The organism is Vibrio owensii, from assembly GCF_002021755.1.
Classification (GTDB): Bacteria; Pseudomonadota; Gammaproteobacteria; order Enterobacterales; family Vibrionaceae; genus Vibrio; species Vibrio owensii.
Window position 1 is genome coordinate 1,575,486 of sequence record NZ_CP019960.1, and the last position, 14,885, is coordinate 1,590,370.

General features: G+C 45.6%; 16 protein-coding genes. 5 read left to right on the forward strand and 11 right to left on the reverse strand.

Annotated elements, in window-relative coordinates; genetic code table 11:
• Positions 1-76 precede the first annotated feature (76 nt).
• The gene (locus A9237_RS23480; RefSeq protein ID WP_078609829.1) at positions 77-1,408 is read right to left on the reverse strand and encodes a ferredoxin reductase family protein; all 1,332 of its coding nucleotides are present in this window, start codon (positions 1,406-1,408) and stop codon (positions 77-79) included.
• Between the two features lie 212 nt (positions 1,409-1,620).
• Here A9237_RS23480 and blaCARB point away from each other — a divergent pair, with 212 nt between their 5' ends.
• The 3 genes from blaCARB (at position 1,621) to A9237_RS23495 (ending at position 4,169) form a co-directional block, all read left to right on the forward strand.
• Positions 1,621-2,472, forward strand: a complete 852-nt coding sequence (blaCARB, locus tag A9237_RS23485; RefSeq protein WP_009706224.1) for a CARB/PSE/RTG family carbenicillin-hydrolyzing class A beta-lactamase — start codon at positions 1,621-1,623, stop codon at positions 2,470-2,472.
• Between the two features lie 129 nt (positions 2,473-2,601).
• Positions 2,602-3,117, forward strand: a complete 516-nt coding sequence (locus tag A9237_RS23490; RefSeq protein WP_005435424.1) for a TetR/AcrR family transcriptional regulator — start codon at positions 2,602-2,604, stop codon at positions 3,115-3,117.
• A 2-nt stretch (positions 3,118-3,119) separates the two neighbouring features.
• Complete coding sequence (locus A9237_RS23495) at positions 3,120-4,169, forward strand: alcohol dehydrogenase family protein (protein ID WP_078609830.1); 1,050 nt, start codon at positions 3,120-3,122, stop codon at positions 4,167-4,169.
• A 104-nt stretch (positions 4,170-4,273) separates the two neighbouring features.
• Here A9237_RS23495 and A9237_RS23500 read toward each other — a convergent pair whose 3' ends face one another.
• Together A9237_RS23500 and A9237_RS23505 are read right to left on the reverse strand one after the other, a co-directional pair.
• The gene (locus tag A9237_RS23500) at positions 4,274-4,846 is read right to left on the reverse strand and encodes a GNAT family N-acetyltransferase (RefSeq protein WP_078609831.1); all 573 of its coding nucleotides are present in this window, start codon (positions 4,844-4,846) and stop codon (positions 4,274-4,276) included.
• Positions 4,847-4,853: 7 nt separating this feature from the next.
• Positions 4,854-6,017 carry a MerR family transcriptional regulator gene (locus tag A9237_RS23505; RefSeq protein WP_078609832.1) on the reverse strand — a complete coding sequence of 388 codons (1,164 nt, stop codon included), beginning with the start codon at positions 6,015-6,017 and terminating at the stop codon, positions 4,854-4,856.
• 194 nt (positions 6,018-6,211) lie between these two features.
• On the opposite strand from A9237_RS23505, the gene A9237_RS23510 reads away from it, so the two are divergent.
• The gene (locus A9237_RS23510) at positions 6,212-6,865 is read left to right on the forward strand and encodes a DsbA family oxidoreductase (protein WP_078609833.1); all 654 of its coding nucleotides are present in this window, start codon (positions 6,212-6,214) and stop codon (positions 6,863-6,865) included.
• Between the two features lie 70 nt (positions 6,866-6,935).
• Here the strand turns inward: A9237_RS23510 and A9237_RS23515 are convergent, their stop codons facing one another.
• From A9237_RS23515 to A9237_RS27270, 5 genes are all read right to left on the reverse strand, one after another.
• Positions 6,936-7,334: an NUDIX hydrolase gene (locus tag A9237_RS23515; RefSeq protein ID WP_078609834.1), complete on the reverse strand. Its 399-nt coding sequence runs from the start codon at positions 7,332-7,334 to the stop codon at positions 6,936-6,938.
• A 19-nt stretch (positions 7,335-7,353) separates the two neighbouring features.
• Positions 7,354-7,869, reverse strand: coding sequence for a GNAT family N-acetyltransferase (locus A9237_RS23520; protein ID WP_078609835.1), 516 nt, complete (start codon positions 7,867-7,869; stop codon positions 7,354-7,356).
• Between the two features lie 127 nt (positions 7,870-7,996).
• Positions 7,997-8,359, reverse strand: coding sequence for a VOC family protein (locus A9237_RS23525; RefSeq protein ID WP_078609836.1), 363 nt, complete (start codon positions 8,357-8,359; stop codon positions 7,997-7,999).
• A 115-nt stretch (positions 8,360-8,474) separates the two neighbouring features.
• The gene (locus tag A9237_RS23530) at positions 8,475-9,881 is read right to left on the reverse strand and encodes a cytochrome-c peroxidase (protein WP_078609837.1); all 1,407 of its coding nucleotides are present in this window, start codon (positions 9,879-9,881) and stop codon (positions 8,475-8,477) included.
• 357 nt (positions 9,882-10,238) lie between these two features.
• Positions 10,239-10,391: a hypothetical protein gene (locus A9237_RS27270; RefSeq protein WP_005452601.1), complete on the reverse strand. Its 153-nt coding sequence runs from the start codon at positions 10,389-10,391 to the stop codon at positions 10,239-10,241.
• Between the two features lie 271 nt (positions 10,392-10,662).
• On the opposite strand from A9237_RS27270, the gene speG reads away from it, so the two are divergent.
• Complete coding sequence (gene speG / locus A9237_RS23535; RefSeq protein ID WP_078609838.1) at positions 10,663-11,187, forward strand: spermidine N1-acetyltransferase; 525 nt, start codon at positions 10,663-10,665, stop codon at positions 11,185-11,187.
• A gap of 58 nt (positions 11,188-11,245) precedes the next feature.
• Here speG and A9237_RS23540 read toward each other — a convergent pair whose 3' ends face one another.
• The 3 genes from A9237_RS23540 to A9237_RS23550 form a co-directional block, all read right to left on the reverse strand.
• Positions 11,246-12,043 (reverse strand): hypothetical protein, encoded by a 798-nt coding sequence (locus A9237_RS23540; protein ID WP_045414574.1) that lies wholly within the window; start codon positions 12,041-12,043, stop codon positions 11,246-11,248.
• Positions 12,044-12,205: 162 nt separating this feature from the next.
• Positions 12,206-13,327 (reverse strand): OmpP1/FadL family transporter, encoded by a 1,122-nt coding sequence (locus tag A9237_RS23545; protein ID WP_038865189.1) that lies wholly within the window; start codon positions 13,325-13,327, stop codon positions 12,206-12,208.
• A gap of 286 nt (positions 13,328-13,613) precedes the next feature.
• Entirely contained in the window at positions 13,614-14,405 is a 792-nt protein-coding gene (locus A9237_RS23550; RefSeq protein WP_078609839.1) for a hypothetical protein, read from the reverse strand.
• Between the last annotated feature and the right edge of the window lie 480 nt (positions 14,406-14,885).

Sequence of the window (14,885 nt, forward strand, 5' to 3'; positions counted from 1 at the left end):
TACCCATTTCTGAATATCGAAATTGAGGCTTAAAAAGCTCACCGCTGAGCTAACTTATGACTAACAATCTTGACACTTAGCGCATAATAAATAGCTCTTCGTGATAACTCTGCTCAATATTAAATTGATACGCATCTAGCTCTTTTTTCAGTGTTTTTGAGAAAGCTTCGGGTCCACAGAAGTACATTTCATACTGGTTCAAATCACCACACTGAGCCGCAATACGCTCAGCATTCAAACGTGGCGATTTCATAGTATCTATCACGTGCAGTTTGACGCTTGCTTGGTGCGCTAAGTGCCAAAGTTCATCGACCAACTGGCCGTCGATACCGCGACTGCAGTAAAACAGGTGAACGTCGCTAGTTTGCGCTTGCACTTTCAATGCTTCCAAAGCGGCAAAGAAAGAAGCAATCCCTACCCCACCAGCAATCCAGATTTGAGGTTTCTCTAAATCAAATTCCAAACGTCCGTAAGGCCCCTCGACCATTACAGCATCACCCGCTTTTACGCGCTCATACAAGCCGGTAGTAAAATCGCCTAGCTCTTTGATTAGGAAGCGTAATTCATTACTTTCACTGCCAGATACGATAGTAAACGGATGGGCATCTTCATCACCAAAGCGTAAGTAAGCAAATTGCCCCGCCTTGTGACCTTGCCAAGACGCATTTGGTTTGACGACCAATTCCATCACTTCAGCTTGAGGGAAGTAACGTGTCGACGCGACAACCGCAGAATGTTTGTTACGACGACCAACGAAGCCAAACAAACTGTAAAGTGCAGCAATCGAACCGACGACTGCGAATGCTATTGTGAGATAGTAAACAGGCTCACCCCAATACGCGCGTTTGAGCAGCAGTACGGAGTGAATCGCGATCAGCAAATACGCCACCGACATAAAGCGGTGCGATAGTTTAAAGGGTTTGTATTTCACAGCGCCCCATAGAGAAACCACCAGCAAAACCAACAGCATGTAGAAGCCCCACTCACCCATGCCTTGAGCAAGGTCGCGCAGACCATGAATCCAAGCCTCGATTCCAGAAAGGTTGCCCTCAGGCCCTGCACCTGTGTGTTTCTCTGGTCTCGCTAATACGCCAGACATGACTAACCATTTCGGCACTTGATACCAAAGCCAGTGTGCTAAACCTAATGCAACGCCACCAATACCGAGCCATTTGTGCACTCGATATGCTTTGTCCATGCCGTGTAGCCAGTTTTCAACCACAGGAAGGCGCATTGCCAACACCATGGTGATCGACATCAGCATCAAAGACAGAATGCCTGAATATTGGATCATGGCAGATCGCCATTCAAAGACATTGGTAGAAGAGAAAAGCTGCGGTTCCATCGCAAACCATAATACGGACATCGCGGCGATCATTGCCCAGATGAGATTGCGGAATGTTTTCATGATTGGTTACTCGGTTAATCGACAACTTTACTTTAGCGCTTCACATGTAAAGCAACGTCAATAAGAGTAAAAGCGGGTAAAGCTCGACATATGCAAGGATTCCTACAGAAAAAAGACAAGAATCTAACAGTCATTAGAGTATTCACTCGTTATAGTTCCGGCTAAATTCGCCAAGGTGCGAACTGGAATAAATAACACTAAGAAAATCAATAATGAAAAAGCTATTTCTGCTACTCGGATTGTTAGTCTGTTCGAGTGCAACGTACGCCGCCAAACTGAATGAAGACCTCTCCGCAATTGAAGACCACATTACGGGTCGTATTGGCGTTTCTGTTTGGGACACGCAAACAGACGAAAAGTGGGATTACCGCGGCGACGAGCGCTTCCCAATGATGAGCACCTTTAAAACGCTGGCGTGTGCGACCATGCTGAAAGACATGGACAGCGAAAAGCTTGATAAAAACGCCACCGCGAAGGTCGAAGAGCGCAACATGGTGGTGTGGTCACCTGTCATGGATCGAATGGCAGGCCAAACAACCCGCATTGAACATGCCTGTGAAGCCGCAATGCTAATGAGCGACAACACCGCCGCCAACATTGTTTTACGCAGCATTGGCGGCCCGCATGGTGTAACAAGATTCTTGCGTTCTATTGGTGATAAAGCCACTCGCCTTGACCGTTTTGAACCAAGATTAAATGAAGCCAAACCGGGCGACAAACAAGATACAACAACGCCTAACGCCATGGTAAACACTCTACACACCCTGCTAGAAGGCGATGCGCTATCTTACGAATCACGTATTCAGTTAAAGATTTGGATGCAAGACAACAAAGTCTCTGACTCTTTGATGCGCTCTGTGTTGCCAAAAGGCTGGTCGATTGCCGATCGTTCTGGTGCTGGTGGGTTTGGCTCGCGTGGTATCACGGCGATGATTTGGAAAGAAAACCATAAACCGGTTTACATCAGCATTTACATTACTGAGACCGATTTATCGTTGCAGGCGCGCGACCAAGTCATCGCTCAAATTAGCCAGTTGGTGTTGGACGAATACAAAAATATTTAGCGCTAACTTGATGATTTAAAACGGAGCTTTCGGGCTCCGTTTTTTTATGTCTGCGATCTTGGTTGACACAGGTAGAACGATCGCTCTACCCTAAAGGTAGAACATTCATTCTACCCATGAGAAGACGCTATGTTGAAAGAACAGATCGCCGCCAGTTTAGAGCAAGCTTTTAGCGAGCTTGGATTTGCCGAGCCGAGTGTGGCACAGCTCAAGACGGCCTGTGGCGTTAGCCTACGTACCTTGTACAAGCACTACCCTTCTAAGGAAGACATGATCGTGGCTGCGTTAGAACACCGCCACCAGCGCTACTTAAACTTCCTGCTGGATAACTCGCCACAAGCCGGGCTAGAAGCGACTCAGCACGTATTCAACAAGCTCAAACAATGGATGGAAGACTACGCACCGCATGGTTGCATGTCGATGAACGCGATTGCGGCATTTCCCGAGCACGACATCATCAACCAAACCGTGAAAGCGCACAAAGAAGACGTTCGACAATTTTTGGGTAAACAGAGCCTTCGCCAAGACCTCGCCACGCAGCTTTTCTTATTGCACGAAGGTGTCTCCAGCGCTTGGCCAGTACTGGGTAACGAGGCTCTGAACTCTGCGCAACAAGCTGTTTTAAGATTGCTAAAGGAAGATTAATCATGACAACACTACCAACCACAATGAAAGGTGTTCTATTGACCGGTCACGGCGGACCAGAAATGTTGGAATACCGCCAAGATATTCCTGTCCCAACACCAAAAGAGAATGAAGTGCTGATTCGTGTATCCGCAGCAGGCGTGAACAATACCGATATCAATACGCGTATCGGCTGGTATTCAAAAGGTGACAACGACAGCGAAGACGCAAGTTGGAGCGGCAATGCACTGGTTCTTCCACGCATTCAAGGCGCTGACGTCTGTGGCGAGATCGTTGCCGTGGGTAGTATGGTAGATGAACGCCGTATAGGTGAACGCGTGTTGATTGAACCTTGCTTGAGCGACGTGAACGGTGAAAACATTAATCCACCTTGGTACTTTGGCTCAGAATGCGACGGTGGATTTGCAGAATACACCGTGGTCTCAGCTAAGCACGCCTACCAGCTAAAGACGGATTTGACTGACGTCGAACTTGCGTCTTTCCCATGTTCGTATTCAACGGCAGAAAACATGCTCACTCGCTCTCGTGTTGCAAAGGGAGATCGTGTCCTGATTTCTGGTGCTTCTGGCGGTGTCGGCTCTGCGGCGATTCAACTTGCCAAAGCGCGCGGGGCCACCGTTATTGCCATTACAAGTCCAAGCAAAAATGAACAAGTGCTGGAGTTGGGCGCAGATGAAGTCGTGCCACGCAATGCAAATCTTGTTGAAGCGCTTGGCAATAACAGCGTCGATGTGGTGATTGATTTGGTTGCTGGCGACCAGTGGCCACAGTTCCTTGAAGTCTTGCGCCCGAAAGGTCGTTACGCGGTATCAGGTGCCATTGGCGGTGCGATGGTTGAGCTAGACGTTCGCACTTTGTATCTCAAAGATCTCAGCTTCTTTGGTTGTACTGTCCTTGAGCCTGAAGTGTTTGGAAACTTGGTTCATCATATTGAACAAGGCAACATCAAACCATTAGTCGCACAGACATTCCCACTGGAAGACATCAACCAAGCGCAAGCGGCATTCCAAGAGAAGGGACACGTAGGCAAGATGGTCCTTACCGTGAGGTAATGCCTATCCCTACACTGACAGGACACAAAAAGCCCCTCTGCAAGTTCATCGCAGAGGGGCTTTTTCGTTCAGATTAGGCCAACCAATTGCCTTAGCTTAATGGGTTACCAGTAAGCAGGACTATCCAAACCTTGCACACAAGAGGATGAGCCTTGGATTGGCGTCAATTCACCTACAAGTGATTGTGCCAACCAACCATGTGGAAAGCTCAAAGTATGAGGCGCTTTGAATTGCGCTTCCGTCACTTGTTGGAAACCAACGCGCGAATAGAAGTTAGGATCGCCGTAGGTAAACACCAACTCGATACCTTGTTGTTTCAAGTGTTCAAGACCAAAGTTGATCAGGGCTTGTCCTACGCCTTTACCTTGGCACTCTGTTTGTGTTGCCATTGGCGACAATAAGTAACCCACTTCACCATTCTCAAAGCTTAATGGCGTAAACAACACGCCTGCGATCAAGCGTTCACCCTGTTTCGCAACAAAGCCTTTCAATTCTTGCTCTGGCGTTGTAGTTAACAAATCGCCAACGAGTAAGCCAATGGTTTTGCCTTCTGCTTCACCTTCAGAATCAGAAAAGGTTTGAGTAAACAAAGCGATCATCTCGCTGCTCATAGCTCTCTCATATTGAGAAAGAGTGTAGTTAGATTTTTGAGTATTCTGATTTGTTGTTTCGTTCATTTTTCTATCAATCTTTTTGTAAGATATACATCTGATACGCCACTTCATTACCACGGCGTTTAACGATATCTAATTCAACTTGTATGTCTTTTAATGCTTGTGATGCTGGCATCTCAGCTTTCAAACTTTGCACACGCTCATCTAAAGGAACGTAGTAGTTATCCCATGCCTGTTGAATAATTGGGAACGTCTCTAACACTCGGTAGCCTGCTGCTTTCGCCTGCGCAATACGCTTCTCGACACTGCCCACATCTGGGTATTCTTTTTGCCAGAACGCCACCGTATCTTCGCTTGGTGTATCCGTTTTCCATACCAAATCGCTCACCACTAAGATACCGCCGTCTTTAAGCAATGGGCTCCATGCTTTGAATGCGTTCTCCACACCCATGATGTAAGCACTGCCTTCTGCCCAAATGACATCAGCCGAGCCTTCTGCAAATGGCAGTTCTGTCATGCTCGCACACACCGTGGTGATATTGTCACTTAAGCCAAGAGCCTCAGCTTTACCTTGTAGGCGTTGCAAAGACGGCTCGTCGTTATCGACCGCAGTGATGTGTGCATGTTTTGCCAAAGTACGAGTCGCAATGCCCTGCCCACAGCCGATTTCCAATATTTCATCAGGTTGAGTTGGTAATAGGCTCAATGCTTTCAACGTATCTTGCTCTGAACCAGGCCCCCAAAACTCCAAGGCTTCATATACGCGGAAGAAGTCCGCCATGTAGTCGTCGTGAGTATTCATATCTTTTGATAACCAACGTAAGTGGAGGGCTTCTTTCTCGCTAAAACCTTGCGTCATCAGCCATTTCAAGTGCGCATCCGGTGCGACTTCATCCAACGATTCATGCCAATCGGTTAACGGTGTTTCACCCAGCAGCGCTGCCAACAGCTGGCGCGACTTCTGCTTTTCCTCAATCTCTTCATCGAGCTGTTTGAGCCTTTCCAACATCAACTGGCGATCTACTTTGGCTTCCAAGCAGGCTTTACACTCCTTGAGCGTCAGTCCGCCGCTCTGCAATTGCTGGATCAAACGCAATCGTTGTAGATCCGCATCGCTATAAGCGCGGTAGCCGTTGCTTAACCGTTGCCCTCTGATGAGATCAATCTTCTCGTAATAAAGCAATGTGGTGCGAGACAAACCTAGCATCTCTGCCAGTTCCGATATCCGATACATGTAATTTTCCTCAGCGCTGATGAAAGCATCTTAAACTGTAGAGTTATAGACAGGTCAACATGAATTGTAGAAAAAGATACGATGAAAGATAAAATGCGATGAGAAAAGCATCAGGTTACTAAAAGGTAACTGGTTGAATTCACACTCTTGGTCTCCATATCCATTTTATAACTCGAAAAAGTAAGGTCTGTTTTATGGAATCAGTAATCAAAATCGACGTAGTGTCGGATGTGGTTTGCCCTTGGTGCATCATCGGCTACAAACGCTTAGAACAAGCAATTCAAGAGCTAGGATTGGAAGATAAAATTGAGTTGGAATGGCAACCGTTCGAATTGAACCCAAACATGCCAGCAGAAGGTGAAAACCTACGCCAACACCTAGCGAATAAATACGGGACAACGCCAGAAGACAGCGTTCGTGCACGCGATAACCTGACTAATCTGGGTAAAGAAGTGGGATTCGACTTTGATTACTTTGATGACATGAAGATGGTTAACACGCGAGATGCACACGTACTGCTGCAGTGGGCAGAGCAATTTGGTAAGCAAACTGAACTGAAGTTAGCCCTGTTCGCGGCGTTCTTTGGTCAACGCAAAGATGTCTCTGACCGAAACACACTGGCAACGATTCTGACTGACATTGGTTTAGATGCAAATATGGGCATCGCCACCCTAGACGATGCAAGTAATGCTGACTCTATCGAGTATCAAGAAAGCCAATGGCATCAACTTGGCGTGAGCTCAGTACCAACAATGGTGTTCAATATGGAAAGTGCAGTGACAGGCGCTCAACCAGTTGAAGTCTACAAGCAGATCCTGAACGAATACGCAGAAAAACTGGCTAAGTAAAAGCTCACAATAAAACGCCCATAATACGTTCGCATTGTGGGCGTTTTTGTATTCTGCTCGAGGTTCAGTGTTATTTCACTAATCCTTGTTCAACCAAGCTCGGGAAGACCTCATTGCGGAAAATCGTGCTTATCGCGATGCCATCCACGTTTGAAGAATCTACCCATTGGCACTCTTCGATTTCGTTACTGGCAACCACCTCGCCCGAATAATCATTAACGAAGAACACATCCATGACCAAAGTAATGTCGTCTTTATCGTGTGCAGGCGCTTCAAAGCGACCAAACAGCGTCAAGGCATCTTCCTTCACGCCAATGCTTACTTCTTCTTGCAGTTCACGACATAACGCTTGCTCTGGTGTTTCGCCACTATCCAGTTTTCCACCTGGCGCATAGAAGGTGTCTTTGCCTTTTGAACGCAGCACTAACAGTGCGCCGTCTTTAATGATGATACCTGCAGACTTGTACATCTTGCTTTCCTTCTAGGCGCTAGAGAAACTTCTCGATCATAACTTCATTGATGTACTGGCCGCTAACCTTGGCATGCTTCTTTGCAGTGCCGACCACTTCAAAGCCATGTTTTAGATACGTTGCGAGCGCGTTGGGGTTGTCCTCTCGGACATAAGCAAACAACTGTTCATAACCTTTGGATTTAGCATCAGCAAAGGTGGCAGTAAACAGCGCTGAAGCGACACCTTGTCGGCGACATTTGGCATCAACGAACGTACCGATAATGCCAACGTGAGCGAATGCCTTGGTATAACTGGCGAAAGGCTCTACGTTTTGGAAACCCAGCACGGCGCTGTCTTCCTCGTCCCCTTCTTTTACATTCAATGCCACATTGAACACACCCGTTTCAGGAAAGCTTTCAATGAAACCTTCTTCCTCTTCTGGGGTGAAGGTGGTATCAAGGATTGTGTATAAGCCCTCTTCTATGATGGGATTGAGAACTTCGGTAATGCCTTGAGCGTGCTGTTTTTGTGCCTTTGTGACGACAACTTTCATAGTATTTTTCGTTCTTTTTATAGGGATGAAATAGGAGCTCGATTATCTTCTATCTTGATCGTAAAACCAATGACCTAGCGATCGTTCGATCAGTAAATACCCACTGACTCATCCCATAGCTAACGCCCTATAAATAAGCCACCGCTTCGATGTTGTTACCATCGGGATCATAAAAAAACGCTGCGTAGTAATTTGGCGCATAGTGTTCACGCAAACCTGGCTCACCATGACAAGTAAACCCAGCCTCAATACCCGCTTTATGAAAGGCCTCAACGGAAGCCTTGTCATTCGCTTTAAACGCAATGTGGCAAGGGGCACTTTGGCCACCCTTTTCTATCAGGAAGCGCGTATTGGCTTCACCAACTAATCCAAAGCCTGCCGCTGCTTCGTCCGACCATTTTAGTTCGATGCCCAGAGGGGTAAGCACCTTGGAGTAAAACGCGATACAGGCATCAAAATCCACAACCTTAATTTTAAAATGATCAATCATATCTATCCCTACTTGATTGAATTTGTTCCATAAAAAAGACCACCTTAATCAAAGGTGGTCTCGATTGCGAAGTCTATCGTTTTATCGGTGATAAACTTGTCGGTAATGCCTCAGCTTAACTTAAAGGACGACCTTCATAATCACCCGTCAGTGTTTTCAAGAACGCTTTGATGGCATCCACTTCTTCATCCGACATTTCCACTCCGACTTGGTATTTACCCATGTCGTAGATAGCTTTTTCTAGCGTATCAGCATGTCCATCGTGGAAGTATGGCGGTGTCAGTTCAATGTTACGCAAGGTTGGCACTTTGAACTTGTGCTTGTCTTCTTTGTTGCCAGTAAAGTTGTAGCGACCAAGGTCTGCGTCCGTCATATCAGTACCACGCTCAGCAAAGTAGTCCGCTTTCATGCCCATGGTTTCAAACGTTTCACCACCCATCGCTTCACCTGCGTGACAGGTTTGACAATCGTACTTCTTGAACAGCATTAGACCGTATTTCTCGTGCGAGTCCAGCGCTTGAGTGTCACCCATCATGTATTGGTCGAAGCGGCTGTTTGGTGTGGTTAGGGTTTTCTCAAACTCGGCAATCGCATCCGTAATGTTGTTGCCATTAATCTCACCTGAGTAAACCTTTTTGAACATCGCAACCATTTCTGGATCTTGGCTTAACTTGTCGACGATTTCATCCCAATCCATAGAGCCCATTTCAATTGGGTTAAACGGAGGACCACCCGCTTGGACTTGCAGATCGGCAGCACGACCATCCCAGAATTGCAGCTTGTTGTATACAGCGTTAAATACGGTTGGCGCGTTGATGCCACCCACTTGACCATGAATACCAACAGACGTTACGAGTCGGTCCACGCCGCCTGTATCAAGGCTATGGCATGACGCACATGAGACACTATTGTCTCCTGATAGTCGCGTGTCGTGATAAAGCACCTTACCCAGCTCAGCCTTGTCTGCATCGGTTTCGAACGTGGTGTAAATTGGTTGTAGAACTTTGGTTTTACGTTCTTCAGATACCGGAGACTGTGCATGGCGCTCTGCACGCTTCTCACGAATCCACTTCAATAAGGTGTGTTTTTCGTCTTTCGACATGCTTGCTGACCAGTGCATAGTCAGGTAAATCGCTGGCGGCATTGAGTCGTCGTAAAGCACCTTCTCAAGACGAGCAAGTGCGACTTCAGAAACAGGATCATTCTGCTTCACGTCGTCGAACAGATTGGTCATATCAAAGTGACGCATGGCCACCTTCACATCCGCTTCCATGATCTGTTTCGCCACTGGCATTTCTGAGTAGAAAGGCATTTCGCTGTTTGGTGTATGGCAATAGCCACAACCTTTATCCGCCAACACCTTCATCGCTTGATAATCCAGCGTAGATTGATCGAGCGAACTAAATTGCGCCAGATTTTGTTGAGCCACTTTTTTATCGTCTTGGTTCACCATGTAAACGGTGCCGAAGTAAGCCACCAAGCCTGCTCCCACGATCCCTAGTGTTATTTTCTTTTTATTCATCACTGTTCCCCTAAATCAGTTGGGGCGAAAGTTATTGAAATGCCAATATTTTTAAAAATGGGAAAAAGGAATAGATATTAATCGAATATTTAGATGAGCAACGAATTTAACATCTAAAGTTTATAAAAACAGACACTTGCGGCAACAAGTGAAAAATACAACATAAAAACAACAACTTAAAACCGGAGCTTTTATTGATATGAGTCAAAAATGACGGAGGCGACAATATATTAACCAAACATATTAAATTTGATTAAAAATAATTCAGGTCGAAATAAAGTAGGAATTTAGGAAGGAATTGTAGGCACAAAAAAAGGCAGCTCGGGAGCTACCTTTTTAGCAAGTCAGCAAATGTAATTATGCTTTCTTAAGATCTTTAGCTGGGTAAGTTAGTGTCTTTTCGCCAGCTTTAACGTGTGCGTAAAAACCGCCGCTGCTTAGACCTGTAACAACCATTTCGCCTAGTTCGATACCTTTAGTAGCTACTACTACGTCACCGATTGAAAACATATTTAATACCTTGTTTCTGTAGATTATGACCTTAAGTCGTTGGCGGTATTTAATCTGAAATTGCACCCTTAACCTAATCAGATTTTTTGTCGTCATGATTAAGTTTCATTATTGCTGTAACCCTTATAGATAAAGGCGTTGCAAGGGTATGACGAAGATCGCTTTTACGACCCTAAAGTCTTAGAAGTAAAGGGGAGATTTCCCTCTAATGGGCTAAGATGGCTTGGTTATAGTCGCATTTGATTATGCTTTTGCTCTCTGGAGATAGACGATGAAAAATGGTCTCACAATTCGTGCTTTAGAACGTTCAGACCTGCGCTTTATTCACGACCTCAACAACAACCGCAACATCATGACGTACTGGTTTGAAGAGCCTTACGAATCTCACGATGAATTAGAAGAGCTGTATCGCAAACACATTCACGACGATGCCGAGCGCCGCTTTGTCGTAGAAGATGAACACGGCGTTTTAATTGGCCTGGTCGAGTTGATTGAAATTAACTACATCCACCGCAGTGCCGAGTTCCAAATCATCATCGCCCCAGACCACCAAGGACGAGGCTATGCCGAAGAAGTGATTAATCGTGCTTTGGATTATTCATTCTCGATTCTTAACCTACACAAAATCTACCTGTTGGTTGCCTTGGACAATGAAAAAGCGATCCACCTTTACCAGAAGTGCGGCTTTATAGAAGAAGGCCACCTTGTGCAAGAGTTCTTCATCAACGGTAGCTACCGCGATGTAAAACGCATGTACATCCTGCAAGACCAATACCGCGCAGAGTTAGAGAGGTGATCCGTTCTGATATGGGTTGGCACTTTTAATTAAAACGCAGCCGATGGGCTGCGCTTCTTTAATCAAACTGATACTGGTATGAGACGATGACGCGCTTGTCTGGGTCATCGAGATAAGTGTTGTTGTCCATCATAAACGTCATCAAGTTAAACGAGTGACGTTTTTGCACAAGGTAACCCAACCCTAAGCCACCAAAAGCACCTTTGTAGTTGTCGCCTTCACTGTTCTCTGAACCATAAGAGCCACCCGCGAATCCCATCAAGGTCAATTGCTCTGTCAGGGGTTTCAATGTGAACGCTCCCAAATAACCGCTGCTGCCTGAAGAGTTCATCATGTTGAACCCATTCTCTGGGCTAGGTGTGCCAGTAAAACCAGGGGCTGAACATGCACTGCCCTCTGCGCCATCACAAACCGGCACATCACCATCGTTATAGGTGTAGCCAGCCATAGGGAAGATCTGAAAGCCTGCTGGCTCGATGCCAAAATAGCTCAATGGTACAAACGTTCCGACGCTGTAGTTGGTTTGATCAGCGCCGTTGGTGTATTCGTTCTTACCAAAGTTAAAGTTCACGATACCCACCGGAAACAACCAAGAGCCGCCCACGCGCCATTCACTCGCATCATCATTGATACGAACATTAATCTTGCGTGCTTCATCCAGTGCCAAGGAACCAGAGAACGAGATGTTCTGGTCATCAAAATCATAGTTGTTGGAATAAGCTGCACCGAACTTGGTGATCACCTTTGTTGGGTCATCAGCTAATTTGTTTTTGTTCTCTTTGGGAACGCGTTCGCTAGCCAGAGCCGACGAGCTTAAAACTAACGCTGCACATGCCAGCCAAAACGTGTTGTTCATTTCAAATTTCCTCGACGAATTCGCTATCGTCTTTTTACTTTGTGCTTTTTGTTCAGTTGAATTGATACAGTCCCGCTACAAACAAAAACGGCGGTAAGCCTAGGACGTGCTTACCGCTGCTTTTCGTCGTATCGCTAATCTAGTGATTGCGTTAACCCCGGATTATTGGTTTTTCCAGCTGTAGCCGATGCTTAGGAAGTACAACGCTGGATCATCAAAGCTTGCAATCGTGTTACCCGCTCGACCTTTCACCTCAGACGATTCAATTAAGGTCGCTTCAAAGGCAACTGACACCGTGCTTGCTTCATCAATCTTGTAATCAATGCCCGTGCCTAGACGGTAAGCGTTGCCAGTTGGAATAGTCAGATCACCGTTGGATTGGTCTGTGTACATGCTTGAATCAAATGCGAAACCTGCATTCCACATCACTTTGCTATTAACCTTGTACTGTGTACCCAAAGCAATCTGATAGGTGTCTTGTGTTTCTACATCCATCAGCGTTTGGTAAGCACTCCAATCTTGCCAGTTCAAGTTACCCATCACCGCCAGTTTGTCGTTAAGCTCATGGTAAGCACTGAATACCAACTGCTGAGGTGCAACGGCACTGGTCGAGAAGTCTTTATCATCGAATTCGAACTCAGTTTCATTCGAGTAAGACAGACCTAAGCGAGTGCCAGAATTCAACTCATACAGCACACCAACGCGGCCATTGACTTGAGTGTCGGTATCTTCAATGCCACCAGCGATTGCCGTACCATCAACTTTGACATCCATATCTAAGATTCCGTAATGGATGCCTAATGCAGCACCTACAGACCATTGATCGTTAATACGGTATGAAGCAGAAGGTTGAACCGTCACGGCCTGAGTAATTGCATTAGGAATATCAATACGGCTGAACAGCTTGTCGTATTCCAGACCCAAGCCGTAATTACCGTACATACCAATACCAAGCGTCCACTTATCGTTCACTTGTTGACTATAAAACGCAGAACCAAGCGGCACGTAACCAATGATGTTCCCTGCGTCACCACCACCAAAGGTGTCCAGCGTTGTGTCGCCATACAAGCTGATCAAATGACCCGAAAATGACTGCCCCGCCACGTTAGACAAACCCGCAGGGTTCGCCGCCATGACCGAGGCATCCTGCGCTCTTGCCGCCATACCCGCAGACGCTAAACCAATGTCTGTGGTGGAAGTCTCGTACAAGTACAGACCTCCTGCTTGCGCTGCTGCACACGAGATGAGGGACCCCACAGCAACGATTTTGGTAAGATTTTTCATACTAAAACCTATAAGCATGTTAAGAGAAAACCCGTACTGCGGCGTTGGTTGTATATCAGTGAAAGGACTGACCATCACGCACAGCACAGGCAATTTGTGGATTGAATGAGAAATAAAACCGACTAAGCGGTTGGTCTTTCTTCTATTTTTGTTTTCATCTTGTCGTCTGAAATAAAACCAACGACGAACGCGCTTAAAATTTGATGCGCCTTGTTATTTCCACTTAATGTGTGACCAAACATCACACAGCAAAAATGCGTAAATTATTTTTATCTTATGAGTCGTATTAGAATTGGTAGTTGTATTCGATACGGTGGTCGCCATCGCCAAAGTCGACTTGCTCATTCCAGTTAGCGAAGTAACGAATATTTGAACGTGGTGTTATTTGGTAAGAAATCGCAAATTCATGCGTTAAGATATTATCCTCACCCGCATAATACGTGTCTTTATAATCACTTGAGCCCGACAAGGTGTGCATATACATCGGGTTGTAGTTAATCCAAATCTTGTCGGTAATATCGATTTTCGAGTACATACCGACCACAGTAAATGTACCCGGAATCTCGTAGCCCTTGTCTTCACCGCTGAAGTCATTGGCAATCGTCACACCTGCACCAGCTAATGGGTAAAGCTGGACAACACCAAGCTTCGGTAAGGCCTTGATGAAGCTGTACGACGCATCCAACTTGTCAGCATCTACGTCGTAGTTCACATCAAGCTGACGCCCTAGTCCTTTCGCAACTTCAACTTGGAAATTACGCAGGCGGAAGGAATCAATACTGTCATCCACTTTACTGTACAACGGATCATCTTCGTCTCGAATGCCAAACAGTTCGCCACCAATACCTTTGACTTCGATAACGTTCATTGCCATCGTGCCCGGTTGAGACTCTTTATAGGTTTGGCCTATCTTAATGTTTGCCCCTTTGTCCGTAATGCCAAAGCCGGCTTGGGTATAAACTGCAAGAGGATCGGACATATCTTGTAGTTCTTTATCTGTATCTGTCTCAGCAAAAACGGGGGACGCAAACTGGATTGCTGCTGCCATCACGACAACAGACGGTTTCACCATATTCATAGGATTTTATCCATCTTTTATTCAATTAAACGCACGCGTCATCAAACCTGCATAAATCGCGGACGAGCTGAATCGAGCCTCGGAAAGTTCAATTTCCAATGCGAATTTACAAATAACAGGTTGTTTAACGCTGCATTTAAATTAAATAGAGGATAACGGTAAGTTCAATCACCTATGGTTATATGAGTTATAACCTAAATTTTGGTTTATATTTGAAATGAAATTTAGATTAACAATTATCTAAATAGTAGATATCACAACAAGAAATGAATACTCATTTAATATAGATTAAACATGTGAAATCAAACCAAAGAAAAAATAAATGGTCAATCGAAAGGTGGAACCACCTAGACGTTTATCTATATACTTTTTCAGCGATTTCACCAATAAATAAGTCATGTTGGCTTAAACATATATTCTACAACTGTAGAGTATTTTCATTAAAAAAATGTTATTTCGTCTTGGCGTTCGATACTTCCA

Coding starts and splice junctions, on each gene's coding strand:
- A9237_RS23480 (WP_078609829.1), bottom strand. CDS start 1,408: ATGAAAACATTCCGCAATCTCATCTGGGCAATGATCGCCGCGATGTCC.
- blaCARB (WP_009706224.1), top strand. CDS start 1,621: ATGAAAAAGCTATTTCTGCTACTCGGATTGTTAGTCTGTTCGAGTGCA.
- A9237_RS23490 (WP_005435424.1), top strand. CDS start 2,602: ATGTTGAAAGAACAGATCGCCGCCAGTTTAGAGCAAGCTTTTAGCGAG.
- A9237_RS23495 (WP_078609830.1), top strand. CDS start 3,120: ATGACAACACTACCAACCACAATGAAAGGTGTTCTATTGACCGGTCAC.
- A9237_RS23500 (WP_078609831.1), bottom strand. CDS start 4,846: ATGAACGAAACAACAAATCAGAATACTCAAAAATCTAACTACACTCTT.
- A9237_RS23505 (WP_078609832.1), bottom strand. CDS start 6,017: ATGTATCGGATATCGGAACTGGCAGAGATGCTAGGTTTGTCTCGCACC.
- A9237_RS23510 (WP_078609833.1), top strand. CDS start 6,212: ATGGAATCAGTAATCAAAATCGACGTAGTGTCGGATGTGGTTTGCCCT.
- A9237_RS23515 (WP_078609834.1), bottom strand. CDS start 7,334: ATGTACAAGTCTGCAGGTATCATCATTAAAGACGGCGCACTGTTAGTG.
- A9237_RS23520 (WP_078609835.1), bottom strand. CDS start 7,869: ATGAAAGTTGTCGTCACAAAGGCACAAAAACAGCACGCTCAAGGCATT.
- A9237_RS23525 (WP_078609836.1), bottom strand. CDS start 8,359: ATGATTGATCATTTTAAAATTAAGGTTGTGGATTTTGATGCCTGTATC.
- A9237_RS23530 (WP_078609837.1), bottom strand. CDS start 9,881: ATGAATAAAAAGAAAATAACACTAGGGATCGTGGGAGCAGGCTTGGTG.
- A9237_RS27270 (WP_005452601.1), bottom strand. CDS start 10,391: ATGTTTTCAATCGGTGACGTAGTAGTAGCTACTAAAGGTATCGAACTA.
- speG (WP_078609838.1), top strand. CDS start 10,663: ATGAAAAATGGTCTCACAATTCGTGCTTTAGAACGTTCAGACCTGCGC.
- A9237_RS23540 (WP_045414574.1), bottom strand. CDS start 12,043: ATGAACAACACGTTTTGGCTGGCATGTGCAGCGTTAGTTTTAAGCTCG.
- A9237_RS23545 (WP_038865189.1), bottom strand. CDS start 13,327: ATGAAAAATCTTACCAAAATCGTTGCTGTGGGGTCCCTCATCTCGTGT.
- A9237_RS23550 (WP_078609839.1), bottom strand. CDS start 14,405: ATGAATATGGTGAAACCGTCTGTTGTCGTGATGGCAGCAGCAATCCAG.